24 protein-coding genes are annotated in these 23,781 nt (G+C 65.2%); 11 read left to right on the forward strand and 13 right to left on the reverse strand.

From position 1 onward, the window contains the following. Nucleotides 1-25 precede the first annotated feature (25 nt). Entirely contained in the window at nucleotides 26-1,045 is a 1,020-nt protein-coding gene (locus CR105_RS20505; RefSeq protein ID WP_229414040.1) for a hypothetical protein, read from the forward strand. A gap of 221 nt (nucleotides 1,046-1,266) precedes the next feature. Here the strand turns inward: CR105_RS20505 and CR105_RS20510 are convergent, their stop codons facing one another. Beyond that, complete coding sequence (locus CR105_RS20510) at nucleotides 1,267-3,513, reverse strand: sugar nucleotide-binding protein (protein WP_099791650.1); 2,247 nt, start codon at nucleotides 3,511-3,513, stop codon at nucleotides 1,267-1,269. 162 nt (nucleotides 3,514-3,675) lie between these two features. On the opposite strand from CR105_RS20510, the gene CR105_RS20515 reads away from it, so the two are divergent. The 3 genes from CR105_RS20515 (at nucleotide 3,676) to map (ending at nucleotide 5,535) form a co-directional block, all read left to right on the forward strand. Next, nucleotides 3,676-4,407, forward strand: a complete 732-nt coding sequence (locus tag CR105_RS20515; RefSeq protein ID WP_099791652.1) for a Crp/Fnr family transcriptional regulator — start codon at nucleotides 3,676-3,678, stop codon at nucleotides 4,405-4,407. 109 nt (nucleotides 4,408-4,516) lie between these two features. Then, nucleotides 4,517-4,729, forward strand: coding sequence for a ParD-like family protein (locus tag CR105_RS20520; protein WP_099791654.1), 213 nt, complete (start codon nucleotides 4,517-4,519; stop codon nucleotides 4,727-4,729). Continuing rightward, the gene (gene map, locus CR105_RS20525) at nucleotides 4,726-5,535 is read left to right on the forward strand and encodes a type I methionyl aminopeptidase (RefSeq protein ID WP_099791656.1); all 810 of its coding nucleotides are present in this window, start codon (nucleotides 4,726-4,728) and stop codon (nucleotides 5,533-5,535) included. The genes CR105_RS20520 and map overlap by 4 nt, the downstream gene beginning before the upstream one ends. A gap of 27 nt (nucleotides 5,536-5,562) precedes the next feature. Here the strand turns inward: map and scpC are convergent, their stop codons facing one another. Then, nucleotides 5,563-7,131: a succinyl-CoA:acetate CoA-transferase ScpC gene (scpC, locus tag CR105_RS20530; protein WP_099791658.1), complete on the reverse strand. Its 1,569-nt coding sequence runs from the start codon at nucleotides 7,129-7,131 to the stop codon at nucleotides 5,563-5,565. Nucleotides 7,132-7,186: 55 nt separating this feature from the next. Next, nucleotides 7,187-8,128 (reverse strand): bestrophin family protein, encoded by a 942-nt coding sequence (locus tag CR105_RS20535; protein ID WP_099791660.1) that lies wholly within the window; start codon nucleotides 8,126-8,128, stop codon nucleotides 7,187-7,189. Nucleotides 8,129-8,267: 139 nt separating this feature from the next. On the opposite strand from CR105_RS20535, the gene hpaR reads away from it, so the two are divergent. Continuing rightward, the gene (hpaR, locus tag CR105_RS20540) at nucleotides 8,268-8,726 is read left to right on the forward strand and encodes a homoprotocatechuate degradation operon regulator HpaR (RefSeq protein ID WP_099791662.1); all 459 of its coding nucleotides are present in this window, start codon (nucleotides 8,268-8,270) and stop codon (nucleotides 8,724-8,726) included. Nucleotides 8,727-8,760: 34 nt separating this feature from the next. On the opposite strand, the gene CR105_RS20545 is transcribed toward hpaR, so the two are convergent. The 3 genes from CR105_RS20545 to CR105_RS20555 form a co-directional block, all read right to left on the reverse strand. Next, nucleotides 8,761-9,516: a siderophore-interacting protein gene (locus CR105_RS20545; RefSeq protein ID WP_099791664.1), complete on the reverse strand. Its 756-nt coding sequence runs from the start codon at nucleotides 9,514-9,516 to the stop codon at nucleotides 8,761-8,763. Continuing rightward, nucleotides 9,513-9,962 (reverse strand): PadR family transcriptional regulator, encoded by a 450-nt coding sequence (locus CR105_RS20550; protein ID WP_218968731.1) that lies wholly within the window; start codon nucleotides 9,960-9,962, stop codon nucleotides 9,513-9,515. The genes CR105_RS20545 and CR105_RS20550 overlap by 4 nt, the downstream gene beginning before the upstream one ends. Before the next feature lie 158 nt (nucleotides 9,963-10,120). Further along, nucleotides 10,121-11,662, reverse strand: a complete 1,542-nt coding sequence (locus CR105_RS20555) for a cryptochrome/photolyase family protein (protein ID WP_099791668.1) — start codon at nucleotides 11,660-11,662, stop codon at nucleotides 10,121-10,123. A gap of 113 nt (nucleotides 11,663-11,775) precedes the next feature. Between CR105_RS20555 and msrA the strand changes: the two genes are divergently transcribed. After that, nucleotides 11,776-12,288 (forward strand): peptide-methionine (S)-S-oxide reductase MsrA, encoded by a 513-nt coding sequence (gene msrA, locus CR105_RS20560; RefSeq protein ID WP_099791670.1) that lies wholly within the window; start codon nucleotides 11,776-11,778, stop codon nucleotides 12,286-12,288. Nucleotides 12,289-12,361: 73 nt separating this feature from the next. On the opposite strand, the gene CR105_RS20565 is transcribed toward msrA, so the two are convergent. After that, on the reverse strand, nucleotides 12,362-13,288 hold the full coding sequence (locus CR105_RS20565; RefSeq protein WP_099791672.1) for a LysR family transcriptional regulator: 927 nt from the start codon (nucleotides 13,286-13,288) through the stop codon (nucleotides 12,362-12,364). Between the two features lie 104 nt (nucleotides 13,289-13,392). Between CR105_RS20565 and CR105_RS20570 the strand changes: the two genes are divergently transcribed. Both CR105_RS20570 and CR105_RS20575 read left to right on the forward strand, forming a co-directional pair. Continuing rightward, on the forward strand, nucleotides 13,393-14,133 hold the full coding sequence (locus CR105_RS20570; RefSeq protein ID WP_099791674.1) for an SDR family NAD(P)-dependent oxidoreductase: 741 nt from the start codon (nucleotides 13,393-13,395) through the stop codon (nucleotides 14,131-14,133). A 28-nt stretch (nucleotides 14,134-14,161) separates the two neighbouring features. Beyond that, complete coding sequence (locus tag CR105_RS20575) at nucleotides 14,162-14,377, forward strand: 2-hydroxymuconate tautomerase family protein (protein ID WP_099791676.1); 216 nt, start codon at nucleotides 14,162-14,164, stop codon at nucleotides 14,375-14,377. A gap of 39 nt (nucleotides 14,378-14,416) precedes the next feature. On the opposite strand, the gene CR105_RS20580 is transcribed toward CR105_RS20575, so the two are convergent. Continuing rightward, entirely contained in the window at nucleotides 14,417-14,713 is a 297-nt protein-coding gene (locus tag CR105_RS20580; protein WP_229414041.1) for a cupin domain-containing protein, read from the reverse strand. A 488-nt stretch (nucleotides 14,714-15,201) separates the two neighbouring features. Between CR105_RS20580 and CR105_RS20590 the strand changes: the two genes are divergently transcribed. Both CR105_RS20590 and CR105_RS20595 read left to right on the forward strand, forming a co-directional pair. Further along, nucleotides 15,202-15,660, forward strand: a complete 459-nt coding sequence (locus tag CR105_RS20590) for a fasciclin domain-containing protein (protein ID WP_099791680.1) — start codon at nucleotides 15,202-15,204, stop codon at nucleotides 15,658-15,660. Between the two features lie 94 nt (nucleotides 15,661-15,754). Continuing rightward, nucleotides 15,755-16,450, forward strand: coding sequence for an SDR family NAD(P)-dependent oxidoreductase (locus CR105_RS20595; protein ID WP_218968734.1), 696 nt, complete (start codon nucleotides 15,755-15,757; stop codon nucleotides 16,448-16,450). A gap of 18 nt (nucleotides 16,451-16,468) precedes the next feature. On the opposite strand, the gene CR105_RS20600 is transcribed toward CR105_RS20595, so the two are convergent. From CR105_RS20600 to CR105_RS20610, 3 genes are read right to left on the reverse strand one after another with little or no spacing between them, the layout of a single operon-like run. Further along, a complete protein-coding gene (locus tag CR105_RS20600) occupies nucleotides 16,469-17,449 on the reverse strand; it encodes an NAD(P)/FAD-dependent oxidoreductase (protein WP_099791684.1) in 981 nt (326 codons plus the stop codon). A 29-nt stretch (nucleotides 17,450-17,478) separates the two neighbouring features. Continuing rightward, entirely contained in the window at nucleotides 17,479-17,718 is a 240-nt protein-coding gene (locus tag CR105_RS20605) for a TIGR02450 family Trp-rich protein (RefSeq protein ID WP_099791686.1), read from the reverse strand. Nucleotides 17,719-17,725: 7 nt separating this feature from the next. Then, nucleotides 17,726-18,700: a MerR family transcriptional regulator gene (locus tag CR105_RS20610; protein ID WP_099791688.1), complete on the reverse strand. Its 975-nt coding sequence runs from the start codon at nucleotides 18,698-18,700 to the stop codon at nucleotides 17,726-17,728. A gap of 320 nt (nucleotides 18,701-19,020) precedes the next feature. Here CR105_RS20610 and CR105_RS20615 point away from each other — a divergent pair, with 320 nt between their 5' ends. Further along, on the forward strand, nucleotides 19,021-19,923 hold the full coding sequence (locus CR105_RS20615) for a helix-turn-helix domain-containing protein (RefSeq protein WP_229414042.1): 903 nt from the start codon (nucleotides 19,021-19,023) through the stop codon (nucleotides 19,921-19,923). Here the strand turns inward: CR105_RS20615 and CR105_RS20620 are convergent. Together CR105_RS20620 and CR105_RS20625 are read right to left on the reverse strand one after the other, a co-directional pair. Next, nucleotides 19,910-21,232: an MFS transporter gene (locus CR105_RS20620; protein ID WP_099791692.1), complete on the reverse strand. Its 1,323-nt coding sequence runs from the start codon at nucleotides 21,230-21,232 to the stop codon at nucleotides 19,910-19,912. The genes CR105_RS20615 and CR105_RS20620 overlap by 14 nt on opposite strands. Continuing rightward, nucleotides 21,216-23,756: a family 20 glycosylhydrolase gene (locus CR105_RS20625; RefSeq protein ID WP_099791694.1), complete on the reverse strand. Its 2,541-nt coding sequence runs from the start codon at nucleotides 23,754-23,756 to the stop codon at nucleotides 21,216-21,218. Before CR105_RS20625 ends, CR105_RS20620 begins: the two co-directional genes overlap by 17 nt. Nucleotides 23,757-23,781 lie beyond the last annotated feature (25 nt).

The raw sequence follows: 23,781 nt of genomic DNA on the forward strand, positions 1-23,781 counted from the left end.
CCGATGACTTTTGCAACCGCTATTCATGCCGATCTATCGGCGTCGCTCGTCCAGGCACTGGCCAAAAAAATCGATGAATGCTCGCCGGCTACCAGGCAAAGTACAGCGTGAAGCGCGTGCCGTTGGCGGGGTCGCTTTTGCGCTGGCAGTGCCACGTGCCGCTGCTGCTCAGACAATATGGCTATTCGACGTATCGCGGCAATTAAGGCTGCGCCGCGCTGGCTGGAAAGTCGCGCTGCAAACAAAAAACACCAACGCTTGCGTTGGTGTTTTTTCCGTTTGCGATGTGGCCGCCCATGCCTGCGTACGCGCGGCCTTTCACGCTTATCTACGGTCAGGCGGGGTGCCGCTGGTGCCGCTGCCGCTGGTGCCGCTGCCGCTTGTACCGCTGCTGCCGCTTGTACCGCTGCCGCTCGTACCGCCCGTGCCGCTGGAACCGCTGCTGCCACCTGAACCGCTGGTGCCACCGGAGCCACTATTGGTGCCGGTGACGCCAGTGCCGCTGTTGTCGTTGCTCATCGAGCCCGAGGCGCCACCTGAACCGCTGGTGCTGCTCGATCCGCTGGTGCCGCCAGTACCGCTCGAACCACTGGCGCCGCTGGTGCCGCCAATCCCGCTGGTGCCGCCAGTACCGGATCCACTCATGCCGCCCGATCCACTCGTGCCGCCGCCAATCCCGCTTGTGCCGCCGCCAGAACCAGATCCACTCATGCCGCTCGAACCACTGGCGCCGCTCGATCCGCTCGATCCGCTCGTGCCGCTCGTGTCACCTGCGCCGGCCGCGCCGGCGCCCCTACCGGCTGCTCCGGCGCTGCCACTGGCACCGGACGAGGTGCTTTGCTTCTTCTGCTTTTTCTGCTTGCTCTTGGACTTTGTGGTCGTATCGCTTCCGGTGCTCTGGTCGCTTGCCTGCGTGCCGCTGGTGCTGCCTGCGGCGCTCGTGCCGCTCGATTGCGCCTGCGCTGCCGATGCACCGAACATGGTTGCTACGATCGACGCGCCGAGTATTACCTTTAGTTGCTTGTTCATTGATAATCTCCAATAGGGTTAGGGTTGCCGGAGGCAGCTTCACGCCGGCACCGGTTCTTGCGACTTCATCGCGGCCCGGTCCAGGCGCCAGCGAAAATCGTAAGTCAAAGGAAAAACTCAACAATATCAATGACATAAGTCGAGAAAGCTGAGTCTATAGCGGCACGCACAAAGACAGCGCGCCGTAGCCTTTTTGCAACGCGCAAACGTGGCGCGCACGCCACGCTGCCTGGATCGCTAGCGGTATGCGCTGACTGCGCTGGCGCCATTGCGCGCGGGGCGCATGCTGGCGTAGCGCTCGAGCGCGTCTTCCAGCGGCGGCAGCAGAACGCCGCGTTCGCTGCCCAGCGCGCTGTAGACGGGACGAAGGGCGCTATGGCCGAGCCGCGCGGCAGGCCGCGGCTCCAGCAGCGCGGCATCGACACCGGCCACGTCGGCAGCCATGGCTGCCAGTTGCGCCCACGTCACGGCGGTGCAGTTGGTCAGGTGCCATATGCCTTTTTCCTTGTCGATCATCAGGTCCAGCGCGGTGTCGACCAGGTCCGGCACATACGTTGGCGATACCGTGATATCGCTTGCCGCGACAAACGGCGCGCCGTTGTCGAGCGCATCGAGCGCCTGGGTGACGAAATTGTGCTGGTCCCACAGGCCGAAGAACGAACTGCTGCGGATGACCAGCGCGTTCGGATCGGCATCGAGCACGCGCTGCTCGGCATCGGCCTTGCTCTGTCCGTAGACGCCGAGCGGCGCGGTGCGGTCCGATTCCACATACGGTACCGCACGCTTGCCGTCAAACACGAGGTCGCTCGAGAACGTGACGAAACGCACGTCGTGGCGAATGCACGCGAGACCGACGATCGTCGGCGCCAACGTATTTTCGCGGAAACAGCGCTGCACTTCGCTCTCGGCCTGGTCCACCTTGACGTAGCCGCCGGCGTTGATCACGGCCCATGGCCGGTACCGCGCGAAGGCGGCCTCGACCGATGCCGGGTCGGCCATGTCCATCTCGGCGCGGGTGATGATCCGGTACGCCAGGTTGCGCCGTTCACAGGCGCGGGCAAAGGCGCCGCCAAGCGTGCCGGTGGCGCCGGTGATCAGGATCGGCTGCAGGAATTTGCTGCGCCCGTTTTCGCGGAACGCCGACAGATCGGCCACCGCAGCCGGCGCCGCCACCGGCTGCGCCAGGAAACGTCCGGCCCGGCGCCACCATCCCTGCCCCTGCAGCACCGGATTCGACAGCGGCCGACCGCTGGCCAGCTCGCGCATCATGCCCGCCACCGCGGTCGGGCGCGGCTGCGCGGCGCGCACGTCGTACGGTCCCGGTTCGTAATAGCCCTTGTTTTCGGTGACCAGGCAGTTCCAGTCATACGAACCTAGCAGGGCCCACACCGTCACCGCCCGGATATCGGCGCCGTCGGTGCGTTCCATGTTTGCCGCGTTCCAGATTTCCAGCAGCCAGCGCAGCTGATCCTCGCGGTTGGCGTCGATGTGCGCTTCGGTGACGGCCACCGGCAAGCCGTAGCGGTCCCACACTTCGCGCAGCAGCGGACCGATGCCGGCCGTCGGCGTGGCCAGCACCCGCGCCGTCTCCATGTCGGCATGGGCGATGCCCTGATACGTGTGGCAATACTGCGGCGGGTAACGGTGCAGGCGATGATCGAGCCAGCGCTCGCTGGTGGCGTAATAATTGACGCCGATGATGTCCGGCGGACAGGGATTGTCGCGGAACCAGTGCAGTTCGGCGACATCGACACCCGTGTCGGCGAGGTAGTCCCACAGCGGATGCGCGGTGTCGACCTTGCCGCACAACAGATCCCAGCTGAGCCAGCGCCGTTCGTTGAAGAAGGTCGACAGCTTCACCAGCTGCCGCGTCGCGTAGGTCTTGCTCAGGTCGTCGGTCTGCACCAGCTTGGCGTTCGGGTTGACGCGCCGGATCGCCCGCATCGACAGCACCACCGCGCGGCACTGGTTCAGCAGCGCCTGGACGAAGATGCGGTCATCGCGTCCGTGTGGATACCACACGCCGGCCAGGCCGCTGAAGCGCGCCGTCGTCAGCGGCTCGTTGACCGGGGTGTAGTACTCGACCCACGGATAACGATCGGCGACCGCGCCGGCGAAGCCGGCAAGCTGCTCGGCAAAAGCGGGGTCGACCAGGCTGGTGTGGCGCGGCCCGCTGCCGTGGTGCAGCAGCCCGACGATGGGCGTGACACCAAATTCACGCAACGCCGGCAGGCGTTCGTCCGGCCATGTCCAGTCCGCCTCGGCGAGACCGTTCGGCGCAGTGCGCTCCCACAACACGGGGTAGCGCAACGCGCGCACGCCCAGCGAAGCGAATCGCTCGAGGTCCTGCATGCGCGCGGCGTGACCGTTGCGGTCAAGCTGGCTGAAATAGTTGTCCCGCACCCGGTTCACGGTGCATTCGAGTCCACCCCACAGCGCGATTGGCGCTCGCGGGGCTCTTGCAGAGTCATTTTGTTTGTTCATGATATTTCCTTTTCCAAAGCGAACGCCCGAAGCTTAGGCATCGCGCGCCGGCCCGTCTGTAATGGGCCGGACATAGGCAGAAACACATTTACCGCTGAACCTTCCGCGTCGCCGCTGGTCTGTCCTTCACACGGATTGTGTTTATCGCCGCATGAGGTGACCATGAGCGCAACTGCCAACCGTCCGGATATTTGTGCGAACTATCTGCTCGCCGATCTTCCCGCGCAGGCCAGCCACGCGCTCGAGTCCCAGCTGTCACCGGTGCACCTGTTCCGCAAAGAAGTCGTCGGCGAGCGCGGCCAGGAAGCAGCCTATGTCTATTTTCCGTGCGGCGCCGTGCTGTCGGTGTTGGCCTATATGGACAGCGGCGCCGCGGTCGAAGTCGGCACCATCGGCAAGGAAGGCTTCTTCGGGCTCGAGTTGCTCATCGGCGGCACCCACTGGACCGAAACGACCGTCTGCCAGGTCGAGGGGGACAGCCTGCGCATGACCGCGAAGGCATTCCTTGAAGTGGTCGCCGGCGAGACGCCGCTGCGGCGCATCACCCAGCGTTACCTGATTGCCTATCTCGCCACCGTGTCGCAGTCGGTCGCCTGCAACCGCCTGCACACTATCGAAGAACGTTTCGCTCGCTGGATATTGATGACGCACGACCGGGTCGACGGCGACCGCTTCTTCCTCACGCAGGAATACATCGCCGACATGCTCGGCACGCACCGGCCTAGCGTCAGCCTGGTGGCCGGCGCTTTCCAGCACGCCGGCATCATCAAGTACAACAGGGGCTGGATGACGATCCTGAACCGCGCGGGCCTAGAAGAGGCCAGTTGCGAGTGCTACCAAGTAGACAAAAGCCACTTGGCGAAATTGCGCGAACCCGACATGCTTGCCGTTTAAATGCTGGCGCCACATGACCGCCGGCTCACCGTCCGCCATGCTTTTTTTCTTGCGCCCCACTATGCACGGCATATATACTTCGTATACGAACCGTATATAGGAGCTTCACATGGGCATTGTCAACATCGATGACGACCTGCACGACCAATTGCGCCGGGCGACCAAAGTGTCGCTGCGCTCGATTAACACGCAGGCCGCCTTCTGGATCAAGGTCGGCATGCTGTGCGAAACCAATCCGACCCTGAGCTTCAACGAGATCCTCAAGCGTGAGCTGAAGTCCGCCGGCGTCTCGGCGCAACAGCTTGCCATGAGTGAAGCATGACGAAGAAACCTGAGGAAATCGCGCTGCTGGCCGAATCGGGCCGGTTGCTCGCGTCGGTGTTCGGCATGCTCGATGGCATCTCGCTGGCCGGCAAGTCGACCCTCGAGATCGATGAAATCGTCGAGAACTTCATCGTGCACGACCTGCAGGCCCGGCCGGCAAGCAAGGGCCAGTACGACTATGGATTCGTGTTGAATTCGTCCATCAATGACGAGGTCTGCCACGGCGTGCCATCGTCCACCAAAGTGCTGAACGACGGCGACATCGTCAACTTCGACATCACGCTGGAAAAAAACGGCTATATCGCCGATTCCAGCAAAACGTATCTGGTCGGCGACGTCGACCTGGCCGCCAGACGCCTGGTCCATACCACCTACGAAGCCATGTGGAAAGGCATCCGCGCGGTGCGTCCCGGCGCCCGCATGGGCGACATTGGCGCGGCCATCGAGGGCCACGCCAAGCGCAACGGCTACTCGGTTGTGCGCGAATACTGTGGCCACGGCATCGGCCGCGAAATGCACGAAGAACCGCAGGTGCTGCACTTCGGCAAGCGGGGAACCGGCCTGCCGCTACGCGAAGGCATGGTCTTCACGATCGAGCCGATGCTCAATCACGGCGGGCGCAGCGTCAGGACGGAAGACGACGGCTGGACGGTGGTCACGCGCGACGGCTCGCTGTCGGCACAGTTCGAGCACACCGTGGCGGTGACGGCCAGCGGCGTGTCGGTGCTGACCTTGCGTCCGGAAGAGCGCGGCATGATCGGCAACACGCATGCCGCTTTCATCATGGCGCCAGTGCACCGATAGCAATGCAGCGCCAGCTTCACGCGCGCATCACGACATGCGCACTTTGCCTTCCGAGATGCTCATCGCCTGGCGCGTCGGGCTCGGCTCAGTGTCCGTGTCCGGCAGCATCGACCCGGTGGCCCCGTAGCGCACATGCCACGACAGCGCCTGCTCCAGAACGTGCGGCGTATGGCCGCCGCGCCGGTTCGCCGCCGCCACATAGTCTCGCAGCATCTGGCGAAACGGCGCGGCAACGCAGTTCTCGATGATCGCCTGCGCCCGTTCACGCGGCGCCAGCCCGCGCAGGTCGGCCAGGCCAACTTCGGTGACGATGACATCGACGTCGTGCTCGTTGTGATCGACGTGCGATACCATCGGCACGATGCTGGAAATCTTGCCGTCCTTGGCGAGCGACTTCGTGGCAAACACGGCCAGGTAGGCATTGCGCGCGAAGTCGCCCGAGCCGCCGATGCCGTTCATCATGTGCGTGCCGCCCACATGGGTCGAATTGACGTTGCCGTAAATGTCCGCCTCTAGCGCGGTGTTGATGGCGATGATGCCGAGCCGGCGCACCACCTCCGGATGGTTGCTCACTTCTTGCGGGCGCAGCACCAGGCGATCCTTGTAGCGGCCGAAGTCGCCAAACACCTGCTCGCCCCTGGCCGCCGACAGCGTGATCGAGGAGCCTGACGCGAAATCGAGCTTGCCGGCATCGAACAGGTCGAACGTCGAATCCTGCAACACCTCCGAGTACATCGTCAGATGGCGAAACGGGCTGTCGATGAAACCACTCATTACCGCATTGGCGATGGTGCCGATGCCGGCCTGCAGCGGCATCAGGCGCTCGGTCAGCCGTCCCAGCGCCACCTCGCGCTCGAAGAAGGCGACCAGGTGTGCAGCGATGGCCGCGGTGTCGTCATCGGCCGCCAGCACGGTCGAAGAACTGTCGGTCTTTTCGGTGATGACGATGGCGGCAATCTTTTCCAAGGGAATCATGATCGCGGTGGTGCCGATGCGGTCACTCGCCGTCATCAAAGGGATGGGCGCGCGGTGCGGCCGATGCTGCGGGATGAAGATGTCGTGCAAGCCCTCCAGCGCCAGCGGCTGGGCCAGGTTGATCTCGACGATCACCTTGTCGGCCAACAGCGCAAAGCTGGCGCTATTGCCGACCGACGTGGTCGGGATGATGGCGCCGCTGTCCGTGATGGCAACCGCCTCGATGATGGCAATGTCGACCGGCGCGATCTGGCCGCTGCGCAGCAGCTCGACGGTTTCGGACAGATGCTGGTCGATGAACATCACTTCGCCGCGATTGATCGCCGCGCGCAGCGTCGGGTCGGACTGAAACGGCAGGCGGCGCGCCAGCACGCCGGCCTGCGTGAGCACCTTGTCGACATCGCCGCCGAGCGAGGCGCCGGTCATCAGGGTAATCTGCAGTGGATCGCGGCGCGCCCGCTCGGCCAGCGCCAGCGGCACCGCCTTGGCGTCGCCGGCGCGCGTGAACCCGCTCATGCCGATCGTCATGCCGTTGTCGATCAGCGCGGCCGCTGCGGCGGCGCTGGTAATGCGCGCGCGCAGCATGGGGTGGCGGATGCGATCGTGGTACTGGTCGTGCATGGTGCTTCCTTTTCGGCGACAACAAGTGGGGGAATTGCGGCGTGGCAGTGCCTGGCTAGGTCAGGCAATAGTTGACGCTTTTTAACGGCGCCGGCACGTCCGGATCGCACAGCGCCGAGCGCAGATCAATTTCGATGGCGCGGCAGATGGCGTCGAGCGGCAGATCGTTCGCTTCCAGGCCGAACGGCTCTTCGATCTCGTCGCCGAGCGCGTCCAGACCGAAAAACGTGTAGGCGACGATGGCCACCACGAACGGCGTCATGAAGCCGATCGAATCGACCAGCCCGAACGGCAGCAGGAAGCAATACAGGTAGGCGGTACGGTGCAGCAGCAGCGTGTAGGAAAACGGCACCGGCGTGTTCTTGATGCGCTCGCAGGAGGCGCCCGCGCCCGTCAACGCCGACAGTGTGCGGTCGATCGAGGCGGCAAGGCAAGGGTCGATGCGCCCTTCCCGCAGGCACTCGCTCAAGTCCGCGCCCATCTGCCGCATCAGAAAATCGGGCTTGTTCGGCGCGCGCTCGAGCTGCTCCCATTCGGCCGGCAGCAGCAATGCCTTCAGGCCAGGGGCCGATGGCTGATCGCGCAACAGGTCGCGCACCGCATGGTTGAACGCGATTACCCGGTACACCATGCGCACCCGCACGTCGGACAGGCCGGCCGCGGCGCGCGCCGGCTGCGGGAATTCGATCAGGCTCAGGCACTGGCGCGCGGCATTCCGGCTGCGCAGCACCAGTTCACCCCACAGCTTGCGCCCTTCCCAGAAACGGTCATAGGCGGCGTTATTGCGAAAGCCGAGGAAAATTGCCAGCGGCAAGCCGATCAGCGTAAACGGGATCGTCGTCAGGGTGATCTTCAGCTGAAACAGGTCGCCATGCGACCAGGTGACCAGGGTGGCGAGCACGATATTGATCAGCAGCACCGGCAGGATGCGCGGCAGCACCGAGCCGCGCAGCGCCAGGAACAGGCTGAGCCCGGAGGGACGGTCGCGCACAATCATGGCGGATCTTTTGGGTGGCGGCGGGCGGAGTGCGTATAATTCACTAACATGGCAGTAATTTTAATCACTAACATCGAAGTAAGTCAAGCGTGCCGTGCTCGGCGCGACCATTTCAACCACGACCTGCGCAGGAGCACTCATGGCCAACCGCTTCAAGCACCGCAATCTGCCGCAGCAGTTGCTGCACGCGCGCGACGCGCTGATGGCGCACTTTCGCCCCATCCTGAATCATTACCACCTGACCGAACAGCAATGGCGCATCCTGCGCGCCCTCGACGAACACGCGCAACTTGAGCCGCGCGAATTGTGCACGCTGTGCCAGATCCTCAGCAGCAGCATGGCCGGTGTTCTGGCGCGAATGGAAGAGCTCGGACTAGTCCAGCGGGTGCGCGTCGAAACCGACCAGCGCCGCGTGCTGGTCAGCCTGGCGCCGGCCGGCGACGCCCTGATCGACGCCATGGCGCCGCTAATCGAATTGCAGTACCAGTACCTTGAGGAGGCGATCGGCAAGCATGTGTTGGAGGCACTGTCGATGGCGCTGCAGGACTTTATCGGCACCGACTCGAAACCGGTGCCGCGGGTGGACTTGCCCGGCTGAGCACCATGGCGCCCCTGTGTCCCAGTGCGCCGCGTCAGTCCTCGATCGTCTCGTGGGCAGCGCCGATGCCTTCAGTCCAGTAGCCGGACGATTTCAGCCACGCTTTTGGATGGCCCAGCCGCTCGGTGATGTAGCGGCGCACCGAGCGCGCAACGCTCGTCTGCGCGGCAATCCAGATGTAACCTTGGCCTGGCGGAAGCGCCAGATTCGACAGCGCCGCCTCGATCAGGCCGGCATCGCCGAGCGCCTGGCCGGCACGGTACAGCCACTGCGGCGTCCAGGCGGCGCTGGTGACAAATTCCTGGTGCTCGGCAGCGTCGTTGACGGTCACCAGCGTGATGACCGGAACGCCCGATCGCAGCTCTTCGACACGCCGGCCGATCGCGGGCAGCGCCGTTTCGTCGCCGATCAGCAGATACCAGTCAAAATCGTCGGTCACGATGCTCGAGCCGCGCGGGCCGCCAATTTCAAGGGTGTCGCCGCGCTGCGCGGCGCGCGCCCACGCGGTCGCGGGGCCGGACTGATGCAGCGCGAAATCGATGGTCAGCGTTCCGCTCGCGGCATCGACGCGGCGCGGCGTGAAGTCGCGCATGCAATCGTCACCACCGGCCAGCGGCAGGAACAGCTTGACGTGGTCATCCGGCGCGGCGCTGACGAAGTCGTGCAACTCCGGCGAGACAAAGTGGATGCGCCGCATCGTCGGCGTCAGCGTCTCGACGCGGTCGACCGTGAGCGTGCGGCGCCGCGTATCGTGACGCATCCGCGTCGTCTGGTGGCGGTCCGGCGTCATGGAAGACGCTCGATCTTGCGCGCCACTTCATCAATCAGATCGGCGATATCGAACTGCGCCTGCTTTTCCTTTGGATCACGCAGGATTTGCTCCAGTACCACCGTCAGATTTTTCATCGCCCGGGCCACCGGTCCGTCGACCTGCGCGCCGTTGGTGCCCAGCGCCGCCAGGCGGGCCAGCCCTTCCGCGACCACATCCATGTGGGCCTCCAGGCGGGCCCGGCCCGTAGCGGTAATCGTGAACAGGCGCTTGGCGCCCTGGGTTGCGACGGCTTCGATTTGGCCGGCGTCATCAAGCAGCGACAGGGTCGGATAAATGATGCCCGGACTGGGCGCGTACAGGCCTGCCGTCAGGCTCTCGAACTCCCTGATCAGGTCGTACCCGTGGCGCGGTTGCGCCTCCATCAGGTGCAGCACCATGATCGACAATTCCTCGCCGTTGAACATGCGTCGCCGGCGTCCCTCATGCACGCCCCGGCCAGCGCCCCTGCCACCGGCGTGCGGGCCATGCCCGCCGTCGAAACCGTGTTTTCCGCAATAGGGGTATTTTTTAAGATATATCATAGAATATAATTCTATATCTTTAGCGTGCGGGATGCAAGCCATTACAACGAATCGAGATCCTGCAACAGCTTGCGCGCCTGCTGCTGGAATTGTCCGATCGCCGCCGCATCCATTTTCTCCAGCTGCCGGTACGCCATGCCGATGCGCGGGTTCCTGGCCAGAGTCGCCGTATTGCGCTGATAGAAATCCCAGTACAGCGCGTTGAATGGACAGGCACGTTCGCCAATGCGGGCTTTTTTATCGTAGTGACAGCCTTTGCAATAGTCGCTCATGCGGTCGATGTAGGCGGCGCTCGAGACATACGGCTTGGTGGCCAGCAAGCCGCCGTCGGCAAACTGGCTCATGCCGACGGTATTGGGCAGCTCCACCCATTCGAAGGCATCGATGTATATGCCCAGATACCACTGGTGAACCTCGGCCGGATCGAGGCCGGCCAACAGCGCAAAATTTCCGATCACCATCAGGCGCTGGATATGATGCGCGTGGGCCTGCTCCAGCGATTGTGTGATCGACTGCGACAGGCAATTCATCTTGGTCTTGCCGTCCCAAAACCAGCGCGGCAGCGGGCGCGCATGGCCAAAAAAATTCTTTTCCGCGTAGCCGGGCATGTTCGCCCAGTACACGCCGCGCACGTATTCGCGCCAGCCCAATATCTGCCGGATGAAGCCTTCGACGGCGGCAAGCGGCGCATGGCCGGCGTGGTACGCCGCCTCCGCCCTGGCCACCACTTCGCGCGGGTTCAGCATTTTCACGTTCAGCGCGAACGACAACAGGGAATGAAACAGCCGCCAGGCATTCGCGCTCATCGCATCCTGAAAGTCGCCAAAGTGCGGCAATGCGCCATCGATGAACGCGTCGAGTTGCTGCAGCGCCTCGTCGCGGTTAAGCGCCCACGGGAGTCGATCGGCCTGCGGATTGCCGAAGCTGTTCACGCCGGCGTCGACGATGGTTCTCCACAGCGCCGAATGATCGTGCGAGGTGCGTGGATCGCGCGGCTCGGCGGGCACGCCGCGCCAGGGTTTGCGGTTGTCGTGATCGTAGTTCCACTGGCCGCCGACCGGCTGTTTGGCAGATTCCATCAGCACCTGGTGCTCGACGCGCATCTGGCGGTAAAAGAACTCCATCAGCCACTGCTTGCGGGCGGCGAAGATATCGGCGACCTGATTGCGCGTCGTATAAAAATGGTCGGAGTCGACCATCAGCCAATGCCCCGGCTTGCTGCGGCCGTGCTGATACAACTGTTCATCGAGGCGCCACTCATCCGGCGCCTGGTACTCGAACGCGACGGCGTCGTGCTGCAGCATCAACGCGTCGATATTGGCGGGAATCGATTGCAGGTTGCGCGGGTCGTCGATCGCCAGGTAGTCGACCTTGTGGCCGGCCTCGCGCAACTGGCGCGCCATGTCGCGCATCGCCGCGAAAATCGCCAGTATCTTTTGCGCGTGATGATGAACGTAATCGGTTTCCTGCCGCACTTCCATCAGCACATAGATGATGGCGTCGTCGGTCTCGCTGAACCAGCGATGCCGCACATTGAGCTGGTCGCCCAGGATAAGCCTGATGGTGTTCACTCTCGTTGTCATTGTCATTTCTGGCGTGATGCCTCGCTACCTCGATTCGTCGAGTGTAAAGCAGTTAGGCCGGACAAGCGGTAGACTTGCAGGTGGAAACGATCACCGATTGAGAAAGGTTACCAATGACAATGCAAACTGAAACCGCGATCCTCGCTGGCGGCTGCTTCTGGGGTATGGAAGATCTGGTGCGCCGCTTGCCGGGCGTACTGAAAACGCGCGTCGGCTATTCCGGCGGCGACGTGCCGAACGCCACCTACCGCAACCACGGCACCCACGCCGAGGCGCTCGAGGTCACCTTCGATCCGAGCAAGACCAGCTATCGCGCCATCCTGGAATTTTTCTTCCAGATCCACGACCCCAGCACCGAGAACCGCCAGGGCAACGATCGCGGCACCAGCTACCGCTCGGGCATCTATTACTTGAGCGATGAGCAAAAGCGCGTTGCCGAAGATACCGTGGCCGACGTCGACGCTTCCGGCCTGTGGCCTGGCAAGGCCGTCACCGAAATCGTGCCCGCCGGTCCGTTCTGGGAAGCCGAGCCGGAGCACCAGGACTACCTGGAACGCAATCCGAACGGTTACACCTGCCATTTCGTCCGGCAAGGATGGGTGCTGCCGAAGCGCAACCAAGCCTAGGCAGCAGGGGTCTGCAGCAGGGGTCTGACCCGATTTTTCACTTGGGGTCAGGCCCCTGCTGTGAGAGCATCGTTCAACGCACTGGCCTGACATGGGCCAGTTGCTCAGACAGGAAATCGGCAAACGTGCGCACGCTGAGCGACAGGTGGCGCGCATGCGGATAGAGCAGGTACAAGGGCCGCGACGTGCCGCCGTGCTGCGCCAGCAGTTCCACCAGGTTGCCCTGCGCCAGGTCGCGCTCGACGATGAAGCGATACGTCTGCACGATCCCGGCGCCCGCGCGCGCCAGCGTGACAATCCCCAGCACGTCTTCCGAACAGGTGTAGCCGCCGCTGGTGGTCACATCGACCTGCTTGCCGTCGACCATCAGCGGCCAGGCGATCTTGCGCCCGGTGCTGGGCAGATCGAACTGGATGCATTCGTGTTCGCTCAACTGGTCGAGCGTCTGCGGCGTGCCGGCCCGCGTCAAGTACGACGGCGCGGCCACCAGCACCAATTCGGCATCCTCGAGCTTGCGCGCGATGAGCGAGGAATCGGCCGGGTCGCGCCCGCGGATGACCATGTCGTAGCTCTCCCCCGCGAAGTCGATGTTGCGGTTGCTGACGTGCGCCTCGACCGTGATGTCCGGATACAGGCGGCGGAACTGCGGCAGCAGCGGCAGCAGGCGGTAGTGCGCGTACGGCGTGGGCATGCTGATGCGCAAATGGCCCGACGGCGCCGCCTGGCCGCCGGTGACCTCGCGCTCGGCCTCGACCAGCTGCAGCAAGGCCTGGCGGCACTGGTCGTAATAGCGCCGGCCGCCCTCAGTGAGCCGGATCTGGCGCGTGGTGCGTACGAACAAGCGCACGCCCAGGCGCTCTTCGAGCCGGCCGATCGAGCGGCTGACCGCCGCCGGCGTGATGCCGGCGCTGGTCGCGGCGGCGGTAAAGCTGGCCAGCTCGGCCGCCAGGCAGAACAGCTCGATGCTGCCCAGCTGCATATCGTTGAAGTTGCGTTTCACGGTTATATGTTACACCGGGTATCAAATGAATTGCTGAAAACGATCTTTATCGACGCGCACGATGAAAGTACATTGGTGGCTCACCCACTGACCGGAGCACCACCATGAATTCGAACCAGACCGCTATCGTCACAGGCGCCTCGAGCGGCATCGGCTTTGCAATCGCACAAGCCTACCTGAAGCGCGGTTACAACGTCGTCGGCAACGCCCGCACCATCGAGCGCCTGCAGGCGGCCGCCGAACAGCTCGGCAATCCGGCCAACTTCCTGCTGGTGGCGGGAGATATTTCGCAGCCGGCTACCGCGGCCGCGCTGTTCGACAAGGCCATTACCGCCTTCGGCAAGGTCGACATCCTGATCAACAACGCCGGCATCTTCCTGGCCAAGCCGATCGGCGACTACACCGAAGAGGACGTCGACCTGATCGTGGCGACCAACCTCAAGGGTTTCTTCTACCCGTCCCAGCAAGCGGCGGCGCACATGGCCAGCAATGGCCATGGCCACATCGTGACGATCACCGCCAGCATCGCCATGCAGCCGAACGCCAAGGTGGCGGCGCTGCTGCCGATCCTGATCAAAGGCGGCCTGAACCAGGCAACGCGGGGCCTTGCAATCGAGCTGGCCAGTTCGAACGTGCGCGTCAATGCTGTTGCGCCCGGCATCATCGACACGCCGATGCATGGCGCCGACGAAGGCACCCAGGCGTTCCTGAAAACGCTGGCGCCGAACGGCGCCATCGGAGAAACGCGGGACGTGGTCAACGCTGTGCTATACCTGACGTACTCCACACATACGAGCGGCACTGTCATGGCTGTCGACGGCGGCGGTACTGCCGGCACGTGGTAACCCCATCCCAATTCACCAAGGAACTGTCATGCCATACGTAAACATTCGCGTCACCAAAGAAGGCGTCACCGCGGAACAAAAACTGGCGCTCATCGAGGGCGTCACTGACCTGCTCAGCCGGGTGCTGAACAAGAACCCCGCCACAACCTTTGTCATCATCGATGAGGTCGAGATGGACAATTGGGGGCTGAACGGCGAGAGCACCACCTCCCGCCGCAAGCGCGAAGCGGCCGGCGCGGCATGACATTGGGCGCGTGGGACGCTCAAAGCCGATGCGGGCCGCTTACTTGATCACCGGGATCGGCTTGCCTTTTTCAACGATGTAGGTCGCCAGTTCCACGGCTTTACCGCTGCCGCTGTTTTTCGCCGAATGGGCCGCCCCCGCAGAAATGAACAACGACTCGCCGACCTTCAGCGTGACGGGAGGCTGGTTGCCCAACTGGTATGCCATCGTCCCTTCCAGGACGTAGGAGAGTTCTTCGCCCGGATGGCTGTGCTTGGGAAACGATGCGCCTGGCGCAAAATCGACACGCACCTGAACCGCTTCGCGCCCTGCTTCGCCCACATCGTGCCGCAACACTTCGGCGCGCCCGATCCCCTTGGGCGCTTGCGCTGGGCCATCTGCATCTGCATCAGCATCGCGCTGCCGGCCAGCAGCGCCATTGTCGTTAATTTACCGAGTGTTCAATTTCAACATCGTGTGTTCCTTTGGGTTATCGCGCATCATTACGTCGATGCATCCATTAGAAAGCCCGCGTGTATCCCGGTCATGGCGCCAAACGCGGCCAGCGCAATGTTGTGTATCTGGCAGAGGGCCAGACACATTGCCGTACAAGAACGCCGCTTCAACGTCATCTGTCGCATTTGGCTGGGCCGATAACCGATGAACCTATATTGAACCGTTATTAACGTAAGTTCAATCGAATCATGTTGGACAATAATCAAGACCGTCGATAATATGATCTTCATTCGGTTCACTCGCGGTTCATCAGACTCATTCGATACCGCTTCAAGGTGACAGCCGTCCGAAACGCCGCATGTGCGTCGGTTCAACTACAGGAGCTCACAATGAAGAAATTTCTTATCGCAGCAGCAATGACCATGGCGTTTGGCTCGGCAAGTGCAGCCGACATTGTCGATACCGCAAAATCGGCCGGCACCTTCAAGACGCTGGTAACCGCAGTCGAGGCAGCCGGCCTCGTCGACACGCTGAAGGGTCCAGGTCCATTTACCGTGTTCGCGCCGACCGACGCGGCCTTCGCCAAGATTCCCAAGGACAAGCTGGCCGCCCTGCTGAAAGACAAAGCCGCGCTGACCAAGGTGCTGACCTACCACGTCGTTTCGGGCAAAGTCATGGCAGCCGACGTCAAGCCAGGCATGGTCGCAACGGTCGAAGGCAGCACCGTCACCGTCAAGGCCAACGGCGGCAAAGTCATGATCGACAAAGCGCACGTCACCAAGACCGACATCGCCGCTGACAATGGCGTGATCCATGTCGTCGACACCGTGCTGATGCCGAAGATGTAAAGCGCTTGGGCGGACCACGCAACGCCAACGCCAACATAACCGTTGGCGTTTTTTTTGGCTGTAGCCGAACACCCACAGGGGACCGACCACCATGATGGACAGCCTGCCCGACCAGTTTCACGCATTGGTAATTGGCGCGTCCGGCACGATCGGCGCGGCCTTTGTCGACCTGCTGCGAGAGTCGCCGCGCTGCGCATCGGTGCAGGGCCTGCACCGGCAGTCGTCCCCGCGCATCGATTTCACCGACGACGACAGCGTCGCAAAGGCGGCGAGAACACTCGCGGCCGGCCCGCGCTACCACCTGATCATCAACGCCGCCGGCATCCTCCATACCGATGCGTTCATGCCGGAGAAACGGCTGGCCGACCTCAATACCATGCAGATGCGCGCGACCTTCGAGACGAACACCTTCGGACCGGCGCTGCTGCTGCGTCACTTCGCGCCGCTGCTCGACGGCGAACGCGCCATCATGGCCATGCTGTCGGCAAAAGTGGGCAGCATCGGCGACAACCGACTGGGCGGCTGGTACAGCTATCGCGCATCGAAGGCGGCGCTCAATATGCTGGTAAAGACGGCCGCCATCGAAGTGGCGCGCAATCAGAAGAACAGCGTGCTGGTCGCGCTGCACCCGGGCACCGTCAGCTCACGCCTGTCACGGCCGTTTCGCGGCGAGGCCATTGGCCGCCCGGCGCGCGACGCTGCCGGCGACATGCTGGGCGTGCTCGATGCGCTGACGCCCGCCGACAGCGGCTCGTTCAGATCGTACGACGGCGCCGAACTGCCCTGGTAGGGTGGCCGCGCCCAGCGCCTAACCAGCGGTGATGCGCTGCGCCAGTGCGCGCCCGCTCAGCCACGCCGCTTCGACGGTGCCGCCATTGAGCCAGTCGCCGCACAACCCCAATCCTTGCGCAGCTTCCCAGATGCAGACGGCGCGGCGCGGCGTGGGCGTGCTGGCGTAGCGCCAGCGGTGCGCGCTCCAGCGTTGCGGCGCCGGCGGGCCCAGTTGCGCAAACGCCGGCAGCAGCAGCGCGGCAACGGCGTCGGCGTCGAGCTCGAGATGCGCTTCGCTCCACGCGGCGCTGGCGTGCAGCAGCCAGCATTCGGCGCCGCCGCGGCCGGGCTTGGCGCTGTCGCGCGCGACCCAGCGCAGCGGGCCGAGATTGACGAAGGCGGCGTCGAAGTCCAGCGCCAGCGGCGCCGCGTACTGCAGCATCATCGACCAGCAGCCTTCCATTGGCGTCGCGGCGGCCAGCGCCGCGTGCTCCGGCGCGATGTCGCGCAACAGCGGCGCGGCCTGCGGCGCCGGCACCGCCAGCACCACCGCGTCATAGTGGCGCTCGAGCGCTGCGCCGCCCGTTGTGTGCAGGCGCCAGCCGGCGTCTTCGCGGCGCACCGCGCTGATCTCCATGCTGGTGTGCAGCACCAGGTTCGATGCAAGCCATGCCGCCGGCGCCGTCATGCGCGGCGCGCCGACAAAGCGCTCGGCGGCGCCGCTGATGCTGCTGCTGGTGCCGTCGGCGTCGAAGCGGCGCACGCGCGGGTGCCACTGCGCAGCCACGCCGGCCCGCTCCCAGTTCGCCACTTCGGCGCGGAACGCCGCGTCGCGCGCGGTGAAGTACTGGGCGCCATGGTCGCACTGCCAGTCATCACCACGCCGGGTGCTCATGCGCCCGGCCGGACCGCGGCTCTTGTCGAATACACTCACGCGAACGCCGGCCTGCTGCAGCGATGCGGCGCACGACAAGCCGGCAATGCCGGCGCCAATCACGGCGACGTGGAGAGAAGTCATGCTGCGTTTTCCTGTTTGATTTGTAACACTCAGCGCCAGCCCTGCAGCCATTGCGCCGGGTCGTTCAGTTCGCGCCATCGCAAGGTCAAGCTGCGCCCCGTCAGCACCGCCTCCATCGTGACCGCATCGACCTGCGTGCCGGGAGCTTCCGGCGCGCTCAATGCGGTGACGATGAAGTGCTTCTCCTTGTTGAGCGGGACGGCCGCGGTCCATTTACTGCGCAGCAGCTTGGCCGGCTGCAGCCGGTGCGGTTGTGCGTGCGCGCTCATGGCGCCCTTACATCCCGGCCGGCAAAGGCAGGCCATCGGCGCGCGCAAGGCGTTCAAGCGCAGACTCGATCAGCACGCGGGCGGCACCGGCGGCATGATTGAGCTGTTCGTGCAGCAGCGCGTCGTCGGCGTTGCGCGACGCGCACTGCTGGCTGTAGCGTTCGAAACTGCCCAGCATCAGCAGGATTTCGGTCAGATGACGCGGGCATTCGCATTCGACGCTGTTTTTCGCGGTGGCCAGCAGCGCCAGCGCCTGCTCGTCGAAGCGCGGCGGCGGCGGCGCGCCCAGTTGCGTGCGCACGGCCTGCAATGGCGCCGACGGCGCCGGCACGGCAGCCAGCGCCGCCTGGCACAGCAGCACGATCTCGGCCACATCGGTGGGCGCGCGCGCGACCAGGCAGCCATGGGCGCGCAGCTGCCGGATGGTCGCGCTGGCGCAAAAGCGGTACAGCACCACGGCGGCGACGCCGAGCTGTTCGCGCAGCGCGGCAATGGCCGGCACCACGCTGTCGTCGAGTTCCGATATTTCGATCAGCAGCACCTCGGCGCCGATGCCTGACAATGCCTGCTGCGCGCTGTGAATGTCGCGGCAATGACCGACGATGTCGAGCGCGAGCATCTCGCGCCCGCCGCCGGCCAGCCGCGGCGCCAGCGCCGGCCCCACCAGCGCCACCCGCAGCGGCATCGATTGCGCGCGAGGCGCCGGCACCACCGCCAGCGCGCCCAACTGCTCGATCGTCAGCTGCGCCAGCGCGCCGATCGGATGGCCCTGGTCGACCAGCTGCTTCATCAGCCGCAGCCGCCGCACCTGCGCGTCGGAATACAAACGCTGCCCGTGGGCGCTGCGGCCGGTATCGGAGATGCCATAGCGGCGCTCCCACACCCGCAACGTTTCGACCGGCAGGCCGGCCAGCCTGGCAGCGACGCCGCTGCGGTATTGCGCCAAGTGGCCGTCAGTGGGCTCGGGAGAGTGTTGAATCATGCTATTGAACCGATTTTGAACCGTGGAGCCACGATTATAGCCCAGGCGGTGTTGCGCACGACATCTCAGCGAGATAAACTTCGGTTCATTCCCAGTTCAATCCAAGAATCGACCCTACCGCGGCATCCGGTCGCCGGCAGGCATCGACGCCACCCTCATCGTTGCTGGTTTCCAACAATGTCTTCTGGTCTGAGTTATTTCGCCAATGCAGTTTAATTGCGCCATAATTGCCTAAACTTCTACACGGACTGTTTTCGATGCGGCATTCGCTTTCACCAGACCTTGACGGCACAGCCGTCGCCGCCGCGGCCAGGCAGCCGGTGAAAGCGACTTCCCGCGTCTCGCGCCTGTGCGAGGTGATGGACCTGATGCTCGACTCGGTGGGCGACCCGCTTGCCCTCGAAAGCCTGGCCGCATCGGCCAGCTATTCGTCATTCCACTTCGACCGCATCTTCCGCGAACTGACCGGGTTTTCGGCCGTCGACTACCAGCGCAAACGGCGATTGCGGCGCGCCGCGCACCTGCTGCGCCACGAGCCCGATGTGGCGGTCGTGCGCATCGCCCAGGATTGCGGCTTCCCGTCGAACGCGGCGTTCGCCAAGGCGTTCAAGCAGCAGTTCGCGATGTCGGCCAAGGCCTGGCGCGACGGCGGCTGGCGCGCCTACATGGACCAGCAAGTGGGGCGCGAGAGCGACGTCAGTTTTTTCGTCGCCGAACCGGACAAGCTTGACGTCATCCTGGCGCCGTACATCGCGCCCGAACCGGGCAGCATCGCCCGGCGCATCGCGGTGCGCTCGCTGCCGGCGGTGACGTTGCGCTACCAGCGCTTCTTCGGCCAGTCCGGCGCCGCGCTGTCGATCGCCTGCAATGGTTTCATCGGCGACCGCGAGAGCATCGACGGCGCGCCCTGCGGCACGCCGTTCTACGGCGTATTCGACGAAGACCCGGGCTTTACCGGCGAGCGCGAATACTGCTACGACTTCGGCGTCACCGGCGTCGAGGTGGCCGACCCGAACCTGGGCATGCGGGTGCTGCCGGCCGGCGACTATGCCACGCTCGACTTCCACGCCGAGTGGCCGCGCTTTCGCTCGATGTACGAGGACTGGCTCGACAAGCAGACCGTCTGGCGCCTCGACAGCACGCGGCCGCACATCCAGGCCGTGCAGCGCGACGCCGCCGGCCAGTGGCAAGGCTGGCTGGCGCTGCCCGTCAAGCGGCGCTAGGCTCGGCCTCGAGGCGCATGAAGCGCGACAGCACCAGCACGGGCACCGCCGCGGCGATCACCCACAGGAAGAAATGCTGGTAGCCGAGCGCCTGCTGGATGTCGCCGCTGACGACCTTGAACAGCACGAAACCGAGCTGCATGAAGCCGGTGCCGAGCGCATAGTGCGCCGTCTGATAGCGCCCGCTGGCGACCACCTGCATGATGAATAAAATTACGCCGACGAAGCCGAACCCGTAGCCGAACATTTCGACGCCGAGCGCCAGCGCGATGACGCCCAGCGATGACGGCTGCGCCACGCTCAGGTAATAGAACACCAGGTTCGGCAGGTTCATCGCCAGGATCAGCCACGGCATCGCGCGGCGCAGGCTGAGCGCCGACGTGAAGTAGCCGCCGCCGATGCTGCCGGCCAGGAAAGCGATGGTGCCGGCGGTGCCGTACACGGCGCCCACTTCGGCGGTCGACAGGCCCAGCCCGCCCACTTCCTTGGCATCGCGCAGGAACAGCGGCCCGATGGTCTGGATCTGCCCTTCCGCCGCGCGGAACAGGATGATGAACAGGATCGCCACCCAGATGCCCCGCTTGGCGAAAAAAGTGCGCATCACGTCGGCCAGCGTGGCGGCCACCCCGCGTGCGCTGGTGCTGCTGCTGGTGCCGCTGCTGGTGCCGCTGGCGCGCTCGCCCGTGGCCGGCAAGGCCCACAGGTGGTACAGCCCCAGCGCGGCCATCGCCGCCCCCAGCAGGCCGAAGATCACCGACCACGCCGGCGCTACGCCGATGCGCGTTTCGAGGTGGCCGGCGAGGATCACCAGGCCGCCGAGCGAGATGAATTTGGCGGCGTTGAAGAACGCGCCCTGCCAGCCGGCGTAGGCAGCCTGCTGGCGCGCCGTCAGGCTGGCGATGTACAAGCCGTCGGCGGCGATGTCGTGGGTGGCCGACGCCAGCGCGACGATGGCGAAAAACGCGATGCCGACGGCGAACCATGCCGGCAGCTGCAACGCCAGCGCGACGCCGGCGAGCGAGGCGCCGCCGACCATCTGGAATGCCACCACCACGCGCTTCTTGCTGCGCGCCAGTTCCAGGAAGGGACTCCACAGCGCCTTGAACACCCACGCCAGGCCGAGCAAGCCGGTCCAGCGCGCGATCTGCTCGTTCGGCACGCCCATGCTCTTGAACATCAGGCCGGCGACCAGCGCGACGGCGTAGAACGGCAAGCCCTGCGCCAGGTACAGGGTCGGCACCCACGCCAGCGGATGGCGCGCGGCCGGCAGCGATACGGCGGCGGCGGGCGGGTTAGTCGTCAAGGTCATCAGCGGCGGCTTCCGAAGTCAGGGTCACGGTGCGGCTCTTGCGGCCGCGCGTATCGAAGGTGGCAATGCGAAAGGCGCCGCCGGCGGCGGCGAGCGGCACCGGCTGCTCGTAGCGCATGCTGCGCGCGGTCGGCTCGCTGCCGTCCACAGTGTAATGCAGCGCCAACCCGGGCAGGGCGACATTGGCGGCGAATGCGGCGCCGGCGATGACCGCGCCCGGCGGCGGCAGCCGGTAGCCGTAGGCCAGCGGCGCGGCATCCAGCCGCGCCAGGTCGCGCTGGCCAAGGCGGTTGGCGAATTCGTTCCATTCCTGATCGACCTGCTGCGCGCGCCGGCGCGGATCGTCGATCGCCTCCCATCCCGGGTCGCTCGCCCAGGCGCGTTCGGCCAGCGCGATCAGCCGAGGCGCGGCCAGGTACTCGATGCGTTCGGCCGAACGGGTGTTCTCGCCCCACAGCTGTCCCTGGATGCCGGCGATATGCGACCTGCCGGGCGAGTCGAGCCGCGTCATGCCGGCCACCGTCTGCGCCGACACCGCCCTGCCCATCGGCTCAGTGCGCGCGGTGGCGCCGACATCGAGCGGACAGAAGGAAAAGGCGTCGCGCGCGCTGACGAAGCCGGCCCAGTAGTAGCCCGGTTCCTCCGGATCCTTGGCGCTGGCCAGGTCGAAATACAGGTTGGCGCAATTGGACAGCACCACGTCGTAGCCGGCGTTGGCCAGCCGGTAGGCGCAATCCTCCTGGCCCCAGCCCCAGGCATTGTTCCACGCATAGGCGTGAAAACCGCCGGCGGCAAAGCGCGGATTGGGCAGCAGGCGTTCGTGCCCATCGACCTTGCGGTGCTCCAGCGCCGTCTCTTCCCAGCCGGCGAACAGCAGGCCATGACGCGCGAGGATGTCGCGGCAGCGGCCGACGAAATCGGCGCGCAGGCTGTCGATGCTGGTCCAGCCCCGTTCGGCCATCAGCGCGCGGCAGCGCGGCGAGCCAAGCCAGACGCCGGCCGGCACTTCGTCGCCACCCATGTGGATCATGCGCAGCGGCGTGCCGGCGGCGCGGAACAAGGCGACCAGTTCGGCGACGACCGTGTCGACGAAGCGGTCGACCGACGGCAGCGCCAGGCAGATGACGTTGTCGTGCCACAGCTGGACTGACTCGTAGCGCGACTCGTCGGCGGCGTCGTCGAGCACGAAGCGCTCGGCGCCGTCGATGTCGCCGAGCGCGCGCAGGCGGTCGTGGCGCGCGCGCATCGCCACCACGGCGGCTCTAGCGTGGCCCGGCAGGTTAAATTCCGGGATCACCTCGATGTGGCGCGCATGCGCATGGCGCAAGATGGCGATGAAGTCGTCGGCGCTGTAGTGGCCGGTGCCGGACGAGCGCTCGACATTGGCGCCCGAGCCGAACGACGGCGGCAGGCAGGCGCGCCCGTCTGCCGCGATGCCGCGCCGGGCGCCGATGTCGGTCAGCTCCGGCAGCGCGGCGACGGCAAAGCGCCAGCCTTCGTCGTCGGTCAGGTGAAAGTGAAAGCGATTGAGCTTGTACAGCGCCATGCAGTCGAGCAGCCGGATGACGGTTTCCTTGCTGGCGAAATGGCGCGCGACGTCGAGCATCATGCCGCGGTAGCCAAAGCGCGGCGCGTCGGCCACCCGGCCGGCCGGCACCGCGCCGCTGCCGTCCGCCAGCAACTGGCGCAGGCTCTGGATGCCATTGAACACGCCGTGCGCGCCGGCGCCGCGAATGCAGATGGCGCTGGCGGCGATGTCGAGCTGATATGCCTCGCTGGCCGGCGAGGCCGCGCCGCGCGCGACGTCGACCACACCGATATCGAGGACGATGTGGGCGACGCCGCCGGCGCCCTGCTCCGGCAGCTGGTCGAGCATCGCGCGCAGCACCGCCGCTTCGCCGGCCAGGCCGTCGGAGAAAACGATCGACGTGCGGCGCGTTAGCGTGCAGGTCTCGGCGCCAAATTCGGCGCGCACCGGCCGCGGCGTGATGCGCCCGACCAGCTCAGGCGCGAGCAGGCGCGCCGGCAGGTTTTCGCGATAGCGGCCGGCGGCATCAGCCAGCGGCTCGCAGTCGTGCACGCCGCGGTGGAGCTGCTCCGGCCGAGCGAACGGCACGATGGACGGGTCGCCCAGGTCGATAGCGTGGGCGCCGCCGGCGGGCTGCAGGTAAAAGCCGAGCGGCGCATCGGTGACGCTGATGGCCCAGAACTGCGCCTGGTAATCAATGACTGCGGTGGCGCCGGCAGGCCAGGCCCGGCCGGCATCGGTCGCGGTCAGGCGAAACAGGTCGCCATTGATATGATCGATGACGTAGCCGGCGGCGACGCTGCCGGCGATGGCCTTGCGGCAGGTGTTGAAATAGATGGCCCAGCCGGCCGCAATCGGTTCGGCTGCGCGGTTGTGCAATGTGAGGCGGGCAGAAAACGCGTTTTCGCGCGCCATGTTCGAGACGCATTCCCAGCTGAGCGCAATCGGCGCGGCGAATGCCTGCGCTGCTGCGTCAGGTCGATCTGTAATCGGCATAGTGTTCCTTCCGGCCTGCCCGGAG

This window comes from Massilia eurypsychrophila, from assembly GCF_002760655.1.
Classification (GTDB): domain Bacteria; phylum Pseudomonadota; class Gammaproteobacteria; order Burkholderiales; family Burkholderiaceae_D; genus JAFCUW01.

What these genes read in the sequence shown, in the direction of transcription:
- CR105_RS20505 (WP_229414040.1), top strand. Translation starts at nt 26, where the DNA reads ATGCCGATCTATCGGCGTCGCTCGTCCAGGCACTGGCCAAAAAAATCG.
- CR105_RS20510 (WP_099791650.1), bottom strand. Translation starts at nt 3,513, where the DNA reads ATGAACAAACAAAATGACTCTGCAAGAGCCCCGCGAGCGCCAATCGCG.
- CR105_RS20515 (WP_099791652.1), top strand. Translation starts at nt 3,676, where the DNA reads ATGAGCGCAACTGCCAACCGTCCGGATATTTGTGCGAACTATCTGCTC.
- CR105_RS20520 (WP_099791654.1), top strand. Translation starts at nt 4,517, where the DNA reads ATGGGCATTGTCAACATCGATGACGACCTGCACGACCAATTGCGCCGG.
- map (WP_099791656.1), top strand. Translation starts at nt 4,726, where the DNA reads ATGACGAAGAAACCTGAGGAAATCGCGCTGCTGGCCGAATCGGGCCGG.
- scpC (WP_099791658.1), bottom strand. Translation starts at nt 7,131, where the DNA reads ATGCACGACCAGTACCACGATCGCATCCGCCACCCCATGCTGCGCGCG.
- CR105_RS20535 (WP_099791660.1), bottom strand. Translation starts at nt 8,128, where the DNA reads ATGATTGTGCGCGACCGTCCCTCCGGGCTCAGCCTGTTCCTGGCGCTG.
- hpaR (WP_099791662.1), top strand. Translation starts at nt 8,268, where the DNA reads ATGGCCAACCGCTTCAAGCACCGCAATCTGCCGCAGCAGTTGCTGCAC.
- CR105_RS20545 (WP_099791664.1), bottom strand. Translation starts at nt 9,516, where the DNA reads ATGACGCCGGACCGCCACCAGACGACGCGGATGCGTCACGATACGCGG.
- CR105_RS20550 (WP_218968731.1), bottom strand. Translation starts at nt 9,962, where the DNA reads ATGTTCAACGGCGAGGAATTGTCGATCATGGTGCTGCACCTGATGGAG.
- CR105_RS20555 (WP_099791668.1), bottom strand. Translation starts at nt 11,662, where the DNA reads ATGACAACGAGAGTGAACACCATCAGGCTTATCCTGGGCGACCAGCTC.
- msrA (WP_099791670.1), top strand. Translation starts at nt 11,776, where the DNA reads ATGACAATGCAAACTGAAACCGCGATCCTCGCTGGCGGCTGCTTCTGG.
- CR105_RS20570 (WP_099791674.1), top strand. Translation starts at nt 13,393, where the DNA reads ATGAATTCGAACCAGACCGCTATCGTCACAGGCGCCTCGAGCGGCATC.
- CR105_RS20575 (WP_099791676.1), top strand. Translation starts at nt 14,162, where the DNA reads ATGCCATACGTAAACATTCGCGTCACCAAAGAAGGCGTCACCGCGGAA.
- CR105_RS20590 (WP_099791680.1), top strand. Translation starts at nt 15,202, where the DNA reads ATGAAGAAATTTCTTATCGCAGCAGCAATGACCATGGCGTTTGGCTCG.
- CR105_RS20595 (WP_218968734.1), top strand. Translation starts at nt 15,755, where the DNA reads ATGGACAGCCTGCCCGACCAGTTTCACGCATTGGTAATTGGCGCGTCC.
- CR105_RS20600 (WP_099791684.1), bottom strand. Translation starts at nt 17,449, where the DNA reads ATGACTTCTCTCCACGTCGCCGTGATTGGCGCCGGCATTGCCGGCTTG.
- CR105_RS20605 (WP_099791686.1), bottom strand. Translation starts at nt 17,718, where the DNA reads ATGAGCGCGCACGCACAACCGCACCGGCTGCAGCCGGCCAAGCTGCTG.
- CR105_RS20610 (WP_099791688.1), bottom strand. Translation starts at nt 18,700, where the DNA reads ATGATTCAACACTCTCCCGAGCCCACTGACGGCCACTTGGCGCAATAC.
- CR105_RS20620 (WP_099791692.1), bottom strand. Translation starts at nt 21,232, where the DNA reads ATGACCTTGACGACTAACCCGCCCGCCGCCGCCGTATCGCTGCCGGCC.
- CR105_RS20625 (WP_099791694.1), bottom strand. Translation starts at nt 23,756, where the DNA reads ATGCCGATTACAGATCGACCTGACGCAGCAGCGCAGGCATTCGCCGCG.